A 16,885-nucleotide genomic window follows, 5' to 3' on the forward strand; every position below is an offset into this window, starting at 1 on the left:
TCGATCAGCCCGCGTCAGCCACCAAGCCCAGCGCCTGCACGCCACGGATCGCGCATTGCTCATCGATGTCCGAGACGTCGCCGCTGATGCCGATGGCACCAATCACTTCATTAGCCGAATTGCGGATCAGCACGCCGCCGGGTGCGGGCACCACGTTGCCTTGCGCCAGGGTGTTCACCGCGGCGATGAACGATGGGCGCTGCTGAGCGTCCGCCGCCAGCACGCGCGACGACTTGCCCAGCGCCACGGCGCCCCACGCCTTGCCAATGGCGATCTGCGGGCGAAGCATGCTCGCGCCGTCCTCGCGCTGCAGGCTCAGCAGGTGCCCGCCGGCATCCAGCACAGCGATGGTCAGCGGCGCGGTGGACAGCTCGCGGCTGGCGACCAGGGCGTGACGGGTGATGTCCAGTGCGGTTTCCAGGCTCAGAGTGGTCATGAGGTTTTCCTCTTCAAGTTGATAAGGCGGTTCAAGGTCGGTAAGCCGGGGCCACGCCATGCACAGGTCAAAGCTGCGCACACGCGTATCAGAAATCTGTACGCAATCTAGTAGCCGAAGGTCTCAATCAAAGCAACTGAAAAGGACAATTCACATCTATTTTTGTATACATTTTTTCAAACGATAGTTTGACCCTGCGTTCAGGTTTTCTGCGAAAGCCCCAGAATAGAAGGCTTTCATGGAAAAATTACCACTCAGTCCCTCGTATACAACCAGTCTTGACCTTCGTCGAATTGCCTGCCTAGAATCGCCTCAACTTTTGTACACAATCAGTATAAGAACCGAGGAACAAAATATGGCCAGAATGAGAGCAATCGAGGCTGCCGTACTCGTCATGCGTCGCGAAGGCGTCGATACCGCCTTCGGCGTACCGGGCGCCGCCATCAACCCCATGTATGCGGCCATGAAGAAACTCGGTGGCATCGATCACGTCCTGGCCCGCCACGTGGAAGGCGCCTCGCACATGGCCGAGGGCTACACCCGCACCAACGCCGGCAACATCGGCGTGTGCATCGGCACCTCCGGCCCCGCCGGCACCGACATGGTCACCGGCCTGTACTCGGCTTCCGCCGACTCCATCCCGATCCTCTGCATCACCGGCCAGGCTCCCCGTGCGCGCATGCACAAGGAAGACTTCCAGGCCGTGGACATCACCAGCATCGTCAAGCCGGTCACCAAGTGGGCGACCACCGTGCTGGAGCCAGGCCAGGTGCCCTACGCCTTCCAGAAGGCCTTCTTCGAAATGCGCAGCGGCCGCCCTGGCCCTGTGCTGATCGACCTGCCGTTCGACGTGCAGATGGCCGAGATCGAGTTCGACATCGACGCCTACGAACCGCTGCCGGTGAACAAGCCCAAGGCCACCCGCGCCCAGGCCGAGAAAGCCCTGGCCCTGTTCAATGACGCCGAGCGTCCGCTGATCTGCGCTGGCGGCGGCATCATCAACGCCGACGCTTCCGACAAGCTGGTGGAGTTCGCCGAGCTGACCGGCGTACCGGTAGTCCCGACCCTGATGGGCTGGGGCACCATCCCCGACGATCACCCGCTGATGGCCGGCATGTGCGGTCTGCAGACCTCGCACCGCTACGGTAACGCCACTGTCCTGGAGTCGGACATGGTGCTGGGCATCGGCAACCGCTGGGCCAACCGTCACACCGGTTCGGTCGACGTCTATACCGCTGGCCGCAAGTTCGTCCACGTGGACATCGAACCGACCCAGATCGGCCGCGTGTTCACCCCGGACCTGGGCATCGTTTCCGACGCCGGTTCCGCTCTGGAGGTATTCCTCGAAGTCGCTCGCGAGTGGAAAGCCGCCGGCAAGCTGAAGGACCGCAGCGCCTGGGTCGAAGCCTGCCGCGAACGCAAGCGCACCCTGCAGCGTAAGACCCACTTCGACAACGTGCCGGTCAAGCCGCAGCGCGTCTACGAAGAGATGAACGAGTTCTTCGGCAAGGACACCTGCTACGTCAGCACCATCGGTCTGTCGCAGATCGCCGGCGCGCAGTTCCTGCACGTGTACAAGCCGCGCCACTGGATCAACTGCGGCCAGGCCGGCCCGCTGGGCTGGACCATTCCGGCAGCCCTGGGCGTGGTCAAGGCCGACCCCAGCCGTCAGGTCGTCGCACTGTCGGGCGACTATGACTTCCAGTTCATGATCGAAGAACTGGCCGCCGGTGCGCAGTTCAACCTGCCGTACATCCACGTGCTGGTGAACAACTCCTACCTGGGCCTGATCCGCCAGGCGCAGCGCGGCTTCGAGATCGACTACTGCGTGCAGCTGGCCTTCGACAACGTCAACGCACCGGAGCTCAACGGCTACGGCGTCGACCACGTCGCGGTGGTGGAAGGTCTGGGTTGCAAGGCGATCCGCGTGTTCGACCCGAACCAGATCGGCGCCGCCTTCGCCCAGGCTCGCGAGCTGATGCAGCAGCACCGTGTGCCGGTGGTGGTCGAGGTCATCCTGGAGCGCGTCACCAACATCTCCATGGGTACCGAGATCAACGCGGTCAACGAGTTCGAAGAGCTGGCACTGAAAGGCATCGACGCACCGACCGCCATCTCGCTGCTCGACTGATCAGCCGGACCGAACGACTCCTCCCTTCGGGGAGGGGCTGGGGGTGGACATTTCCTGGCGGAGAGTCCCCACCCCCAGCTCTCTTTCATCAGGAAGCCGAGCGCCACGCACCACCCGTTCAACAGGAGTGACCCCATGCCCCGTTTCTGCGCCAACCTGTCCATGCTGTTCACCGAGGTGGACTTCCTCGACCGTTTCGAAGCCGCCGCGCGCGCCGGTTTCAGCGGTGTCGAGTACCTATTCCCGTATGACGTCGAGGCCGAGGTGATCAAGGCCCGCCTGGACGCTAACAAACTTGAACAAGTGCTGTTCAACCTGCCGGCCGGCGACTGGTCGAAAGGCGAGCGCGGCATCGCCTGCCACCCGGACCGCGTCGAGGAATTCCGCGCCGGCGTCGACAAGGCCATCGCCTACGCCAAGGTGCTGGGCAACACCCAGGTCAACTGCCTGGCTGGCATCCGCCCGCAGGGCTATGACTGCGCGACCATCGAGAACACCTTCCTGAACAACCTGGAGTACGCGGCGAGCAAGCTCGAAGCCGCGGGGATCAAGCTGGTCATGGAAATGATCAACACCCTCGATATTCCCGGCTTCTACCTGCAGACCACCAAGCAGGCCCAGGACATCCGCGAGAAGGTCGGCAGCGCCAACCTGTTCCTGCAGTACGACATCTACCACATGCAGATCATGGAAGGTGACCTGGCGCGGACCATCGAGAAGAACCTCGCCGCGATCAACCACGTGCAGCTGGCCGACAACCCCGGCCGCCACGAGCCGGGCACTGGCGAGATCAACTACCGCTTCCTGTTCGATCACCTGGACCGCATCGGCTACCGCGGCTGGATCGGCTGCGAATACAAGCCCAAGACCACCACCGAAGCCGGCCTCGGCTGGCTGAAGAGCCACAACGTCATCTGATTCGCCGGCCGGCGCGTTGGGTACGCAGCGCGCCGGCCAGCCTAACAAGAACAACCAGGAGAACTCCTCATGGCCAAAATCGGATTCATCGGCACCGGCATCATGGGCCTGCCCATGGCGCAGAACCTGCAGAAAGCCGGTCACCAGATCTTCGTTTCCACCCACCACGACGCCGCCCCCGCGGCCCTGGTCGAAGCCGGCGCCATCGGCCTGGCCAACCCCAAGGAAGTCGCCCAGGAAGCCGAGTTCATCATCGTGATGGTCCCGGACACCCCGCAGGTCGAAGACGTGCTGTTCCGCAAGGACGGCATCGCCGAAGGCGTGGGCCCGAACAAGGTGGTGATCGACATGAGTTCGATCTCCCCCACCGCCACCAAGACCTTCGCCGAGAAGATCAAGGCCACCGGCGCGCAGTACCTGGACGCCCCGGTCTCCGGCGGTGAAGTCGGCGCCAAGGCTGCTTCCCTGAGCATCATGGTCGGCGGCTGCCCGAACACCTTCGAACGCGCCCTGCCGCTGTTCCAGGCCATGGGCAAGAACATCACCCGCGTCGGCGGCAATGGCGACGGCCAAACCGCCAAGGTGGCCAACCAGATCATCGTCGCCCTGAACATCCAGGCCGTCGCCGAAGCCCTGCTGTTCGCCGCCAAGAACGGCGCCGACCCGGCCAAGGTACGTGAAGCGCTGATGGGCGGCTTCGCCTCCTCGCGCATCCTCGAAGTGCACGGCGACCGCATGGTCAAGGGCACCTTCGATCCGGGCTTCCGCATCAGCCTGCACCAGAAGGACCTCAACCTGGCCCTGGCCGGTGCTCGCGAACTGGGCCTGAACCTGCCCAACACCGCCAACGCGCAACAGGTGTTCAGCACCTGCGCAGCCATCGGCGGCAGCAACTGGGACCACTCCGGCCTGATCAAGGGCCTGGAGCACATGGCCAACTTCTCCATCCGCAAGGACTGAGAATCTGCGCCAGTGCTTCGGCGGATAAAGCGTTCCGCTTTATCCGCCCTACGACGAACCACAACGTAGGGCGCATAACGCCAGCGGCGTTATCCGCCAACAGAGCAAAGTGACGGGCGAAGTTATGGGAGTGGCCTCGCCCGCCACGCTGCAAAGCGATTCGAACACCCGGCCGCTGGGAATCACGGCCTCGCCGGCCGGGGTGTTCGATTCCATCGCTGAGCCTTCTGCAGGACAGAAGCCTGAGCCATGGAACACCACAACAAGAATCATCGGAGCCTGTCATGAGCCTCGACCCACGCGCCTTCCTGCGCGAGTTGTTCGACACCGCCATTGCCGCCGCGCATCCGGCCCAGGTACTGGCGCAGCACCTGCCCACCGACCAGGGCGGCCGCACCATCGTCATCGGTGCCGGCAAGGCCGCCGGGGCCATGGCCGAAGTCGCCGAGAAGCACTGGAATGGCGACGTCCAGGGTTTGGTGGTGGCGCCTTACGGCTACGGCGCCGAGTGCCGCAGCATCGAAGTGGTGGAAGCCTCGCACCCGGTGCCGGACGACGCCGGCGAGCGCGTCGCCCGCCGCGTGCTGGAACTGATCGGCGGCCTGTCCGAGAACGACCGGGTGATCTTCCTGCTCTCCGGCGGCGGCTCCGCCCTGCTCGCGCTGCCGGCCGAAGGCATCAGCCTCGACGACAAGCGCGGCGTGAACAAGGCGCTGCTGAAATCCGGCGCCGCCATCAGCGAAATGAACTGCGTGCGCAAGCACCTCTCGGCCATCAAGGGCGGCCGCCTGGCCCGCGCCTGCTGGCCGGCCAGCGTGTACACCTATGCGATTTCCGACGTGCCCGGCGACGAGGCCACGGTAATTGCCTCTGGCCCGACCGTGGGCGACCCGACCACTTCCGCCGACGCCCTGGCCATCCTCAAGCGCTATGCCATCGACATCCCGGCGAACGTGCGCGCCTGGCTGGAAGACCCGCGCTCGGAGACCGTCAAACCCGGCGACGAATGCCTGTCGCGCAGCCACTTCAAGCTGATCGCCACGCCTCAGCACTCCATTGACGCGGTAGCTGCCAAGGCCGAAGCCGCCGGCATCCCGACGCTTATCCTCGGCGATCTGGAGGGCGAATCCCGCGAGGTCGCCAAGGTCCACGCCGGTATCGCCCGGCAGATCCGCAAGCATGGCCAGCCACTGAAGGCGCCGTGCCTGATCCTTTCCGGTGGCGAGACCACCGTGACCGTGCGCGGCAATGGCCGTGGCGGACGCAATGCAGAGTTTCTCCTCAGCCTCACCGCCGACCTCAAGGGCGAACCGAACATCTGGGCCCTGGCGGGGGACACCGACGGCATCGACGGCATGGAAAGCAACGCCGGTGCCCTGATGAGTCCGTGCAGCTACAGCCGCGCCCTCAAGGCCGGCCTGAACCCGCTGCACGAGCTCGACAACAACAACGGCTACGGCTTCTTCGCCGAACTGGGCGACCTGGTGATCACCAAACCGACCCGCACCAACGTCAACGACTTCCGCGCCATCCTGGTCCTCGAGAACGACAAATGACCCCTGACAAGAAAGTAAAAATTCTCGCCACCCTGGGCCCGGCGATCAAAAGCCGCGACGACATCCGCGCCCTGGTGGAAGCCGGCGCCAACCTGTTCCGCCTGAACTTCAGCCACGGCGAATACGACGACCACGCCCAGCGTTTCGCCTGGGTGCGCGAAGTGGAAGCCGAACTGAACTACCCCATCGGCATCCTCATGGACCTGCAAGGGCCGAAGCTGCGCGTGGGTCGTTTCGCCGACGGTGCGGTCCAGCTGCAGAAGGGCCAGACCTTCACCCTCGACCTGAACGACGCACCGGGCGACGACAAGCGCGTCACCCTGCCCCACCCGGAAATCATCCAGGCGCTGGAGCCGGGCATGAGCCTGCTGCTGGACGACGGCAAGATTCGCCTGCAGGTACTCAACGCCCATAGCGATGCCATCGAGACCCGCGTGATGAACAGCGGCGAGCTGTCCGACCGCAAGGGCGTCAACGTCCCCGAAGCGGTGCTCAAGCTCAGCCCGCTGACCGCCAAGGACCGCCGCGACCTGACCTTCGGCCTGGAGCTGGGCGTGGACTGGGTGGCCCTGTCCTTCGTGCAGCGCCCCGAAGACATCGTGGAAGCCCGCGAGCTGATCGGCGACAAGGCCTTCCTCATGGCCAAGATCGAGAAGCCCTCGGCGGTGCAGTCCATCGAAGCCATCGCCAGGCTGTCCGACGCGATCATGGTCGCCCGTGGCGACCTGGGCGTGGAGATGCCGGCCGAGAGCGTACCGGGCATCCAGAAGCGCATCATCCAGGTCTGCCGCCAGCTCGGCCGCCCGGTGGTGGTCGCAACCCAGATGCTCGAATCCATGCGCTTCTCCCCGGCGCCGACCCGCGCCGAGGTGACCGACGTCGCCAACGCCGTCAGTGAAGGCGCCGACTGCGTGATGCTCAGCGCCGAGAGCGCCTCGGGTCAGTACCCGCGTGAAGCGGTGGAGATGATGGCGAAGATCATCCGCCAGGTCGAAGCCGAGCCGGACTACCAGGCCACGCTGGAAATCAACCGCCCGGAACCGGACGCCACCGTCTCCGACGCCATCAGCTGCGCGATCCGCCGGATCAGCCGCATCCTGCCGGTGGCGGTGCTGGTGAACTACACAGAGTCCGGCGCGTCGACCCTGCGCGCTTCCCGCGAGCGGCCCAAGGCACCGATCCTCAGCCTGACTCCGCAACTCAAATCCGCCCGCCGCCTGACCGTGGCCTGGGGCGTCCATTCGGTGGTCAACGCACAACTCGCCCACGTCGACGAGATCTGCTCCACCGCCCTGGACATCGCCCTGGCACAGCGCATGGCGCGCCGTGGCGACACCGTGGTGATCACCGCCGGCGTGCCCTTCGGCCAGCCGGGCAGCACCAACATGCTGCGCATCGAGACGGTGGCGCCGGCGCTGGAAGTTTGATGCACGGCTGAAGGCCCCCCTCCCGCACGCGGGAGAGGAACTGATTGGAGTCGTCGGCAAGTGTGCCGCTCATTGAAGCAATGGTGCAGCGAGGAGCCAGCCGTATAGCGTCGAACTGAACGCCACGCCGAACTGCCCCCTATCCCCCTGGGAGAGGGCTGGGGTGAGGGAAGCAGGGAAACAGGAGAAACACCGAGTTCAGGAGGCACCCCAGGGGCGTGCCTCCGCACCGAGTCACTCCCGGACGGACGGGGCCGGGAATACGGGGCCGCGTCCCCGTCCGTCCGGGTTTGACCTTGTTTACGAATACACGAGCACCGAATGCTTGTCGGTCCATGGCCCCCACGCAGCAACTCCCAATGCTGGCCATGGAACTTTGAGGTTGTTGGCGGCGATCCCGCCGACAACCTCTTTTCTTTTTCCAGACCCGTGGCGCGGCTCCGTATGGCAGCGTCACAAGGTTCTCACGCAGCGCCCGCCGATGGGGCCTCGATGCCCCACACCCAACGAGGCGCTGCGGAGTCACTTTCAACTGCCCAGACCTCAAATGCCCCTGACCCTTTTCTCGCAGAAACAGTTCGTACCCAATCGGCTGATCGGCTTTGGCCAGATCTACCTGCAGGCCGACGCCCGCTTCGGCCTGATCCTGCTGCTGACCATCGCCTGGTCCGCGCCGCACCTGCTGCCCGGCGCCCTGCTCGGTGCGCTGCTCGGCCCGCTCACCGCGCGCTTCGTGCGCGAGCCGCAGGCGGACATCGACGCCGGCCTGCACGACTACAACCCGATCCTCATCGGTCTGCTGCTGCCCTTCCAGTTCCAGTGGTCGCTGGGGCTGGTGATGCTGACCGTTGCCGCCATCCTCACCAGCGTCGCCGTGCAGGCGGTGCTGTTGCGCCAGTCGCGCCGGCGCTTCGGCCTGCCGGCCTACACCTCGGCCTTCGTGCTGCTGGGCTGGGTCTCGGTGGCGCTGGGCAAGGCGCTCGGTTTCGCGCCGGCCAGCAGCGTCGCCTGCCTGTCCTGCGGCGCTGCCAATCCCCTGCTGGATTCGACCGCACTGGGCTTCGGCGAAGTGATCTTCCTCGGTGAACCGCTGGCCGGCCTGACCATCGCCCTCGGCCTGCTGCTGGTGGAGCGTCGCACCGCGTTCTGGGCACTCGCCGGCGCCGCCGGTGCACTGGCCATGGCGCCGCTGTTCGACCTGCCGGCCGCATCGGCGCAGGCCGGCCTGCTCGGCCTGAACGGCGTGCTGGCAGGTATCGCCCTGTCGCTGCGTTTCCGCAGCCCGCTGGCGCCGCTGTGCGGCATCGTCCTGGCGGTGCTGCTGCAACCCGGCTTCGCCCTCGTCGGCCTCCCGGCGTTCACCGCGCCCTTCATTCTCGCCTGCTGGCTGGTGATCCTCGGCCAGCGCGTGCTGGAAGCCCTGCTGCACGACCCGCGACGGGAAAACAGCGGCCCGCGTGTATAGTCGAGGGCCCTTTTGCGGCGACGGATCGCATCGATGAACTTCGTGAAATACCAGGCACTGGGCAACGACTACCTCGTCTACTCCGGCGCTGCGCCGTTCGCCCTGACGGCTGCGCAGATCAGCCGCGTGTGCGACCGCCACCACGGCATCGGCTCCGACGGCATCCTGGTGGCGAACCACAGCGATGCCGCCTTCGGCCTGCGCATCCTCAATCCCGACGGCTCCGAGGCGGAGAAGAGCGGCAACGGCCTGCGCATCTTCTCCCGCTACCTGTGGGACTGCGGGCTGGTCGCCGGGCACCCGTTCGACATCGTCACCGCCGGCGGCACCGTCACCAGCCAGGTGTCCGACGAGGGCCGCACCGTGGAGGTGTCCATGGGCCGCGCCGAGTTCGCCTGCGCGAAGATCCCGGTGCAGATCGACGCTCCCGAAGCGCTGAACTATCCGCTGACAATCGATGGCGTGGCGCTGAAGATCAACGCCGTCTCCATGGGCAACCCGCACTGCGTGGTGTTCGTCGAACAGACCAGTCGCGAACTGGCCTGCCGCCTCGGCCCGCGGCTGGAAAACCATCCACTGTTCCCCCGCCGAACCAACGTGCAGTTCGTCCAGCAGCTGTCCCGCGATGCGCTGCGCGTGGAAATCTGGGAGCGCGGCGCCGGCTACACGCTGTCCTCGGGCACCAGCAGCTGCGCCGCCGCATCGGTGGCGCGCCGGCTCGGCCTGTGCGACGAGCACATCGACCTGCACCTGGCCGGCGGCCTGCTGAAAATCCGCGTCGCGGACGACTTCCAGGTGACCATGCGCGGCGCCGTGCAGCGGGTCGCCGGCATCGACCTGGACCCGGAAGCCTTCGCCGACCTCGGCTGAATCGGAGGCTAATCCCGACGCGACCGGCATGGATCAATGCCGGTCCACTCGCGGCCGTCCAGACTGTGACCTGACACCTGCCGAAGCAAAGCCTGACCGATCAATCGACGGGTAACCGCGCATTTCCCGGCATCAGACGGCATAATCCGCGACCTTTCGCGCCCGGCCCGCCGGGGCGATCCCACTTCCAGCAGCGAAAGATGTCATGACGCTTCCAACTCCCACTCTCCTGCAGCGGCTCAAGGGCACCAGCCTGGTCCTGCGGATCTTCATCGGCATGCTCTGCGGCATCGCCCTCGCCGTGCTCTGGCCGCAAGGCGCAGTGGCGGTCAGCCTGCTCGGCAAGCTGTTCATCTCAGCCCTGAAGGCCGTTGCACCGGTACTCGTGCTGGTGCTGGTGATGGCCTCCATCGCCAACCACAAGCAGGGGCAGCGGACGCACATCCGGCCGATCCTGCTGCTGTACCTGATTGGCACCTTCTCGGCTGCCGTGGTCGCGGTGATCGCCAGCTTCACCTTCCCCTCGACCCTGGTGCTCAGCGCCCCCACCAGCGAATTGGCGCCGCCCGGCGGTATCGGCGAAGTCATGCGCTCGCTGCTGTTCAGTGTCACCACCAACCCGGTGAAGGCGCTGCTGGAGGCGGACTTCATCGCCATCCTGGCCTGGGCCATCGGCCTGGGGATTGCCCTGCGCCACGCGCGCCAGACCACCCGCGACCTGCTCGATGACCTGGCGGGCGGCGTGACCCTGATCGTCCGCGTGGTGATCGCCTTCGCCCCGCTGGGCATCTTCGGCCTGGTGGCCGGCACCATCGCCGAATCCGGCTTCGACGCGCTGCTGGGCTACCTGCACCTGCTGGCCGTGCTGCTGGGCTGCATGCTGTTCGTGGCGCTGGTGGTCAACCCGCTGATCGTCTTCGCCAAGATCCGCCGCAACCCCTACCCGCTGGTCCTGCTGTGCCTGCGCGAAAGCGGCATCACCGCCTTCTTCACCCGCAGCTCGGCGGCCAACATCCCGGTCAACCTGCAACTCTGTGATCGCCTGGGCCTGCACGAGGACACCTACTCGGTGTCGATCCCGCTGGGCGCGACTATCAACATGGCCGGCGCGGCGATCACCATCAGCGTGCTGACCCTGGCAGCGGTGCACACCTTGGGGATAGCCGTGGACCTGCCCACCGCCATCCTGCTCAGCGTGGTCGCCTCGGTCTGCGCCTGTGGCGCCTCCGGCGTGGCCGGCGGCTCGCTGCTGCTGATCCCGCTGGCCTGCGGCCTGTTCGGCATCTCCAGCGAAGTGGCGATGCAGGTGGTGGCGGTCGGCTTCATCATCGGCATCCTCCAGGATTCGGCCGAGACCGCACTGAACTCCTCCACCGACGTGCTGTTCACCGCCGCGGCGTGCATCGCCGAAGGTGACGTGGACGAGCCGCAGGAAGGCGAGCGCGCCTGACCCTTCTGCCGGGGCGAACGACGCCCCGGCACTCTCCTCCGCCCCGCCACTCATCGGCAGCCGCACGCCAGCGTCACCCGCACTCAACCCGTTTCGCCCACCTCCTTCGTCACAAGCAGCATGGACGGACGCCATGGTGGCGCTCCGGAGTGCCGGCCGCCTTCCAGGCCGCGAGGTGAGCACATGCCCTTTCGATTCCACCCACTGATCCTCGCCATGGCCGGCGCGCTGGCCAGCCCTTCGCTGCTGGCCGCACCGCAGGTGGCCGACAGCCGAATCAGCGCGGTCACCGTCTACACCGACCGCGCCATCGTCACCCGCACCGCCACCCTGCAGTTGCCCGCCGGCCAGCATGAGATCGCCCTGGAGCAGTTGCCTCTGCGCATCGACGACAGCAGCCTGCAGGCCTCGCTCAGCGCCAGCGCCGCCGCGACCCTGCTCGATGTCAGCAGCGCGCCGCAGGTGTCGCCGCCCTCCGAGGACAACCGCCTGCAACAACTGGACGCGCAGCTGCGCGACATCGAGCGGCAGGAGCGTGAGATCAGCGACCGAGGCAGCGTGCTGGAGAACCAGAAGCAGTTTCTCGCCGACATCCAGGCCAGCAGCACCAAGCCGGGCAAGAACCAGGCGCTGCCGAGCATCGACGAACTGAAGAACCTGCTGCAGATGAGCGAGGGCAACCTCGGCCGCATCCTCGACGAACAGCGCAAGCTCGACCAACAGGGCGAAGAGTTGCAGCAGCGCCGGCAGGAGCTGGAGAACCAGCGTAGCCACCTGGCCGGCGACGGCACCCACTACAAGCGCGCGATCCTCCGGGTGGCGCTGGAGAAGCCCGCACAGGTGCAACTGCAGCTCAGCTACACGCTTTACGACGCCTCCTGGCGCCCGTCCTACGACGCCCGCCTGCGCGATGGCGAAGAACAGATCGAGATGACCTACCAGGGCATCGTCCGGCAGAGCAGCGGCGAAGACTGGACCGATATCGACCTCACGCTGTCCACCGCCCGCCCCAACCTCGGCAGCAGCGTACCGGCACTCTCGCCATGGTTCGTCGACACCTTCGACCCGCGCACGGTGATGGCCGCCCGCCCCGCCCCGGCGCCAGCCGCGCCGATGATGGCCCTGGAGGCGAAGAAGGCCCAGCGCTTCGCCGCCGACGAGATGGCCGCGGCCGGCGCCCTGGCGGAAATGCCGGTGGCCGTCGCCGAAGTCAGCGGCGCCACAACCAGCGCCTCCTTCCACATCCCCGCCCGCGCCACACTGAACAGCGACGGCAGCTCGCAGAAGGTCTCCATCGCCCAGTTCAAGCTGCCCGCGACCTTCCGTTACCTGGCCACGCCGTCGCTGCGGGAAGCCGCCTACCTGCAGGCCGACACCCGCAACGCCAGCGACTATCCGCTGCTGCCGGGCACACTCAACACCTACCTTGGCAATACCTTCGTCGCCAGCGGCCAGCTGCGTGCAGTGATGCCGGGCGAGACCTTCGAGCTGGCTCTGGGCGGCGACGAGGCGATGCCGATCAAACGCAAGTTGGTCAACCGTTACACCGACTACACCGGCCTGACTGGCGGGCGCAAGCGCATCACCTACGAGTTCCGTATCGATGCGCAGAACAACCACAAGACCGAGCAGCGCCTACAGTTCAAGGACCAGTTGCCGGTCTCGCGCAACGAGCAGATCAAGGTGGCCCTGCTGGCGCCCGAAGACCAGGCCGCCAACCGCGAGGACGACGGCAAGCTGCTGTGGGACTGGCGACTGAAACCGGGCGAGAAACGCAGCACCACCTTCAAGTTCAGCATCGAGTATCCGAAGGAGTTGGAAATCAGCGGGCTGGAGTGACGCCGCAAGGGCAGTCAATGCCCGGCAGGCCTGCTAGGCTGCCGGGCGACTTGCCCCTTCGTTGGGAGCGAAGCATGGGAAACTGCGAGCCCTGCTCCCGCATAAGCAAATAGCCTTTAAGTATTTAAGTGCCATATAACCTGTCGGCATAATCGACACTCAACAACACTGCCAAAAGGAACTGCTTGTGAAACGTCTGTTCAGCGCCTCGCTGCTGGCCGCCGGCCTCGCCCTGGCCTCCGCCGCCCAGGCCGCCCAGCCCCTGCTCAACGTCTCCTACGACGTGATGCGCGACTTCTACAAGGACTACAACGCCGCCTTCCAGAAGCACTGGCAGGCAGAGAAAGGCGAGAAGATCACCATCCAGATGTCCCACGGCGGCTCCAGCAAGCAGGCCCGCGCAGTGATCGACGGCCTGCCGGCCGACGTCATCACCATGAACCAGGCCACCGATATCGATGCCCTGGCCGACAACGGCGGCCTGGTGCCCAAGGACTGGGCGACCCGCCTGCCGAACAACAGCGCGCCCTTCACCTCCGCCACCGTGTTCATCGTGCGCAAGGGCAACCCCAAGGGCCTGAAGGACTGGAACGACCTGGTGAAGCCGGGCGTGCAGGTGGTAGTGCCGAACCCGAAGACCTCGGGCAATGGCCGCTACACCTACCTCTCCGCCTGGGGATACGCGCAGAAGCATGGCGCGGATGAAGCCAAGGCCAAGGAATTCGTCGCCCAGCTGTTCAAGAACGTCCCGGTGCTGGATACCGGCGGCCGCGCAGCGACCACTACGTTCATGCAGAACCAGATCGGCGACGTGCTGGTGACCTTCGAGAACGAAGCCGAGATGATCGCCCGTGAGTTCGGCCGTGGTGGCTTCGAAGTGGTCTACCCTAGCGTCTCCGCCGAAGCCGAGCCGCCAGTGGCCGTGGTCGACAAGGTGGTCGACAAGAAAGGCACCCGCGCCGAAGCCGAGGCCTACCTGAAGTACCTGTGGTCCGACGAAGGCCAGACCATCGCCGCGAACAACTACCTGCGCCCGCGCAACCCGGAAGTGCTGGCCAAGTTCTCCGACCGCTTCCCGAAAGTGGACTTCTTCTCTGTAGTGAAGACCTTCGGCGACTGGCGCACCGTGCAGAAAACCCACTTCGCCGACGGCGGCGTGTTCGACCAGATCTATACCCCGAACTGATTTGCCGGTAGGGGAAAGACAAAAGCCGGAGCTGCCCAGCAGCTCCGGCTTTTTCATGGCGTGGCAATCCTCAGCCGGGCCAGCCTGTATCGCGCAACGCCGCCAGCAGACGCTCCCCGCTCAGCGCCGGCACCAGCACACCGTCATCGGTACGCATGTCCTTGCCGGCTAGCAACACATTGACGATGGCTTCCTCCACCGCCTCGGCGGCGGCGGAGAACAACGGCGAAATGTGGTCGTTGTTGACCATCTCCAGCGCCGTGGCGAAAGGCAGATCCTTGCGCCCGTAGTCCGCCGGCGGCAGGTCGCGGTTGCCAGTGGCGAAGGCGAGGAAGATGTCGCCGCTGGAGTCGTCGGTGCCGCCACCCGTGCGGGCGATCCCCAGCGAAGCGCGCTGCGCCAGGCGCTGGCACTGGTGCGGCAACAGTGGCGCGTCGGTAGCGAGGACCACCACGATGGAGCCCATGCCCGGCGTGCCTTGCTCGGCGAAGGGTGACGGCAGGTCGCCCAGCTGGCGGCCGACCGGGTAACCATCCACCCGCAGTTCACGGCGCTGGCCGTGGTTGGCCTGCACCAGCGCTCCCACGGTCCAGCCGCCCTGCTCCGCCGGCAACTTGCGCGAGGAGGTACCGATGCCGCCCTTGAACTCGTGGCAGATCATCCCCGTGCCGCCACCTACCGGGCCTTCACGTACCGGGCCGGATTCGGCCGCGGCCAGCGCCTCGCGCACCTGTTCGGCGCCGATGTGCTGGCCCCAGATGTCGTTGAGCAGCCCGTCGTAGGTTTCCATCACCACCGGCATGCACCAGTAGATGGACGGGTCCGCCAGCTCGGCATGCTCGGCGGCGATCAGCGCATCGCGCACCGTGCCGACGCTGTGGGTGTTGGTGATGGCGATGGGCGTGGTTAGCAGACCCGCCTCGCGAATCCACTCGAGGCCGGTGGCGTCGCCGTTGCCGTTGAGCACGTGGCAGCCGGCGAAGCAGGGTTGTTGCCGCGCCGCCCCTTCACGTGGTTGCACTACCGTGACGCCGGTGCGCACGGCCTTGCCGTCGCGCTTGCCGATCAGGGTGCTGTGGCCGACGCGGATGCCGGGAACATCGGTGATGGCGTTGAACTCGCCGGGAGTGCCCAGGCCGAGGGTGATGCCGAGTTGACGAGCGCGCATGCTGTCTCCTTCGTTTTATAACTTCTGGAAGGCCGGGCTGAGCTTGCCGTAGGTGCTGTAGAGAATCACCGACACGGCCAGTATCCCGACAATGATCATGACGTCCCGCGAGGAGGCGTCCAGTAGCAGGTTGAGCAACAGGTAGCCGGCGCCGACCACCGCAAGCATCGCCGGCAGCGGCCACAGCGGCATGCGGTACGGATGCTCGCGGTCGCGGCGCAGCACGCGGCTGAACAGCGCGCAGAGCGCCACCACCAGGTAGACCATCACCAACAGCAGCACGGTGAAGGAGGTCAGCTCCTCCAGGTTCGAGCTGAAGCTCAGCGCCGCCGAGGGCACGCCGAGGAACAGCGTGGCGATCCACGGCGATTCCCAGCGCGGGTGGATGCGGGTGAAGGCGCGGTTCATCAACGGTGTCCACAGTTCATCGCGGCCGCTGCTGAAGATCACCCGGCCGACCTGGATGACGATGGCAACGATGGCGTTGAACACCGAGAGGAAGATGCCGGCGCTGACCAGTCGCGACAACGTCGCGTTGCCGTGGGCGGTGAGCAGGTAGCCGACCGGATCGGGACTGGCAATCATGTCCCTGAGCGACGGTGCGCCCAGCAGCAGTGCGGTCAGCGGGACGATCTCGATGACCACCACCAGCACCAGCGACCAGATCACCGCGCGGTGCACGTTGCGCCCGCCGCACTTCATGTCCTCGGCCAGCAACACCGCGCCGCCGAAACCGTTGTAGGAGAACAGCGCGGTACCCACGGCGCCGATCACCAGCGCCCAGGGCGCGGCGGCCAGTATCCCGCCGTCAATGTGCTGCGGCTGCACCAGCACGCTCACCGGTTGGCTGACGTGGCCGAAGCCGAGCACCACGATCACCAGTAGCGCCGCCACTTCGCAAAGCAGGAACACCCCGGTGATCCAGGCATTCACGCGGATGTTGAGGATGCCCAGTACGTAGCTGGCGGCGACTATCACCAGGGCGACGGTCTGGGTGTCGAAGTTCGTCCCCAGGGCGTTGTTCAGGTAGGTCGCCGCGCCCGTCGCCAGCACCGGCGGAATGAACAGCAGCGAAACCAGCACCGTGAGGAAAGTGGCGTAGCCGGCGAGACCACCGAACACGCGCTTGGCGTAGACATACTCGCCGCCAGCGGAGCTGTGGGCGCGGCCGAGCTCGGCGTAGCACCAGGCGAACATCAGCGCCAGGAAGCCGGCGAAGACGAAAGCCAGGAAGGCGCCGCTGCCGGCCTGCTGGATGGCGAAGGGCGCGATGACGAAAACGGAGCTGGCGGGGGTGACCGCCGAGACGGTGATGGCGACTACGTCGAGCACGCCCAGGCTGGGCTTGAGCGCGCTCGCTGGCGCAGGGGAAGCGCTCATATCGTTGTTTCCTCGTGTTGTTATTGGTGGCTGAGGCAGGAACGAAAACCTTGTTGCGCCCTCTTGCTCGGGGCGTCAGGTGGCGCTGAGTCTGTGCGT

13 protein-coding genes are annotated in these 16,885 nt (G+C 66.0%); 10 read left to right on the plus strand and 3 right to left on the minus strand.

Annotation, left to right across the window (positions count from 1 at the left end):
* Positions 1-4: 4 nt before the first annotated feature.
* A complete protein-coding gene (locus tag ACIPK7_RS07645) occupies positions 5-436 on the minus strand; it encodes a heme-binding protein (protein WP_024763153.1) in 432 nt (143 codons plus the stop codon).
* A 355-nt stretch (positions 437-791) separates the two neighbouring features.
* Here ACIPK7_RS07645 and gcl point away from each other — a divergent pair, with 355 nt between their 5' ends.
* The 10 genes from gcl (at position 792) to ACIPK7_RS07695 (ending at position 14,238) form a co-directional block, all read left to right on the plus strand.
* Positions 792-2,567, plus strand: a complete 1,776-nt coding sequence (gene gcl, locus ACIPK7_RS07650; RefSeq protein WP_253442796.1) for a glyoxylate carboligase — start codon at positions 792-794, stop codon at positions 2,565-2,567.
* Positions 2,568-2,702: 135 nt separating this feature from the next.
* Positions 2,703-3,485 carry a hydroxypyruvate isomerase gene (hyi, locus tag ACIPK7_RS07655; RefSeq protein ID WP_401086962.1) on the plus strand — a complete coding sequence of 261 codons (783 nt, stop codon included), beginning with the start codon at positions 2,703-2,705 and terminating at the stop codon, positions 3,483-3,485.
* A gap of 69 nt (positions 3,486-3,554) precedes the next feature.
* Positions 3,555-4,445, plus strand: a complete 891-nt coding sequence (locus tag ACIPK7_RS07660; RefSeq protein WP_024763150.1) for a 2-hydroxy-3-oxopropionate reductase — start codon at positions 3,555-3,557, stop codon at positions 4,443-4,445.
* 284 nt (positions 4,446-4,729) lie between these two features.
* Complete coding sequence (locus tag ACIPK7_RS07665) at positions 4,730-6,001, plus strand: glycerate kinase (protein WP_401086964.1); 1,272 nt, start codon at positions 4,730-4,732, stop codon at positions 5,999-6,001.
* Positions 5,998-7,428: a pyruvate kinase gene (gene pyk, locus ACIPK7_RS07670; protein ID WP_151186444.1), complete on the plus strand. Its 1,431-nt coding sequence runs from the start codon at positions 5,998-6,000 to the stop codon at positions 7,426-7,428. Before ACIPK7_RS07665 ends, pyk begins: the two co-directional genes overlap by 4 nt.
* Before the next feature lie 547 nt (positions 7,429-7,975).
* Positions 7,976-8,893 (plus strand): urea transporter, encoded by a 918-nt coding sequence (locus tag ACIPK7_RS07675; protein ID WP_401086966.1) that lies wholly within the window; start codon positions 7,976-7,978, stop codon positions 8,891-8,893.
* Positions 8,894-8,926: 33 nt separating this feature from the next.
* Positions 8,927-9,763, plus strand: a complete 837-nt coding sequence (dapF, locus tag ACIPK7_RS07680; protein ID WP_401086968.1) for a diaminopimelate epimerase — start codon at positions 8,927-8,929, stop codon at positions 9,761-9,763.
* A 205-nt stretch (positions 9,764-9,968) separates the two neighbouring features.
* On the plus strand, positions 9,969-11,213 hold the full coding sequence (sstT, locus tag ACIPK7_RS07685) for a serine/threonine transporter SstT (RefSeq protein WP_401086970.1): 1,245 nt from the start codon (positions 9,969-9,971) through the stop codon (positions 11,211-11,213).
* A gap of 183 nt (positions 11,214-11,396) precedes the next feature.
* Positions 11,397-13,052: a mucoidy inhibitor MuiA family protein gene (locus ACIPK7_RS07690; RefSeq protein WP_401086972.1), complete on the plus strand. Its 1,656-nt coding sequence runs from the start codon at positions 11,397-11,399 to the stop codon at positions 13,050-13,052.
* Positions 13,053-13,239: 187 nt separating this feature from the next.
* Entirely contained in the window at positions 13,240-14,238 is a 999-nt protein-coding gene (locus tag ACIPK7_RS07695; protein WP_401086974.1) for a sulfate ABC transporter substrate-binding protein, read from the plus strand.
* A gap of 70 nt (positions 14,239-14,308) precedes the next feature.
* On the opposite strand, the gene ACIPK7_RS07700 is transcribed toward ACIPK7_RS07695, so the two are convergent.
* Both ACIPK7_RS07700 and ACIPK7_RS07705 read right to left on the minus strand, forming a co-directional pair.
* Positions 14,309-15,406: a P1 family peptidase gene (locus ACIPK7_RS07700; RefSeq protein ID WP_192432066.1), complete on the minus strand. Its 1,098-nt coding sequence runs from the start codon at positions 15,404-15,406 to the stop codon at positions 14,309-14,311.
* 15 nt (positions 15,407-15,421) lie between these two features.
* Entirely contained in the window at positions 15,422-16,786 is a 1,365-nt protein-coding gene (locus ACIPK7_RS07705; protein WP_192432064.1) for an APC family permease, read from the minus strand.
* Between the last annotated feature and the right edge of the window lie 99 nt (positions 16,787-16,885).

The organism is Pseudomonas sp. NPDC086581 (assembly GCF_044746165.1).
Classification (GTDB): Bacteria; Pseudomonadota; Gammaproteobacteria; order Pseudomonadales; family Pseudomonadaceae; genus Pseudomonas.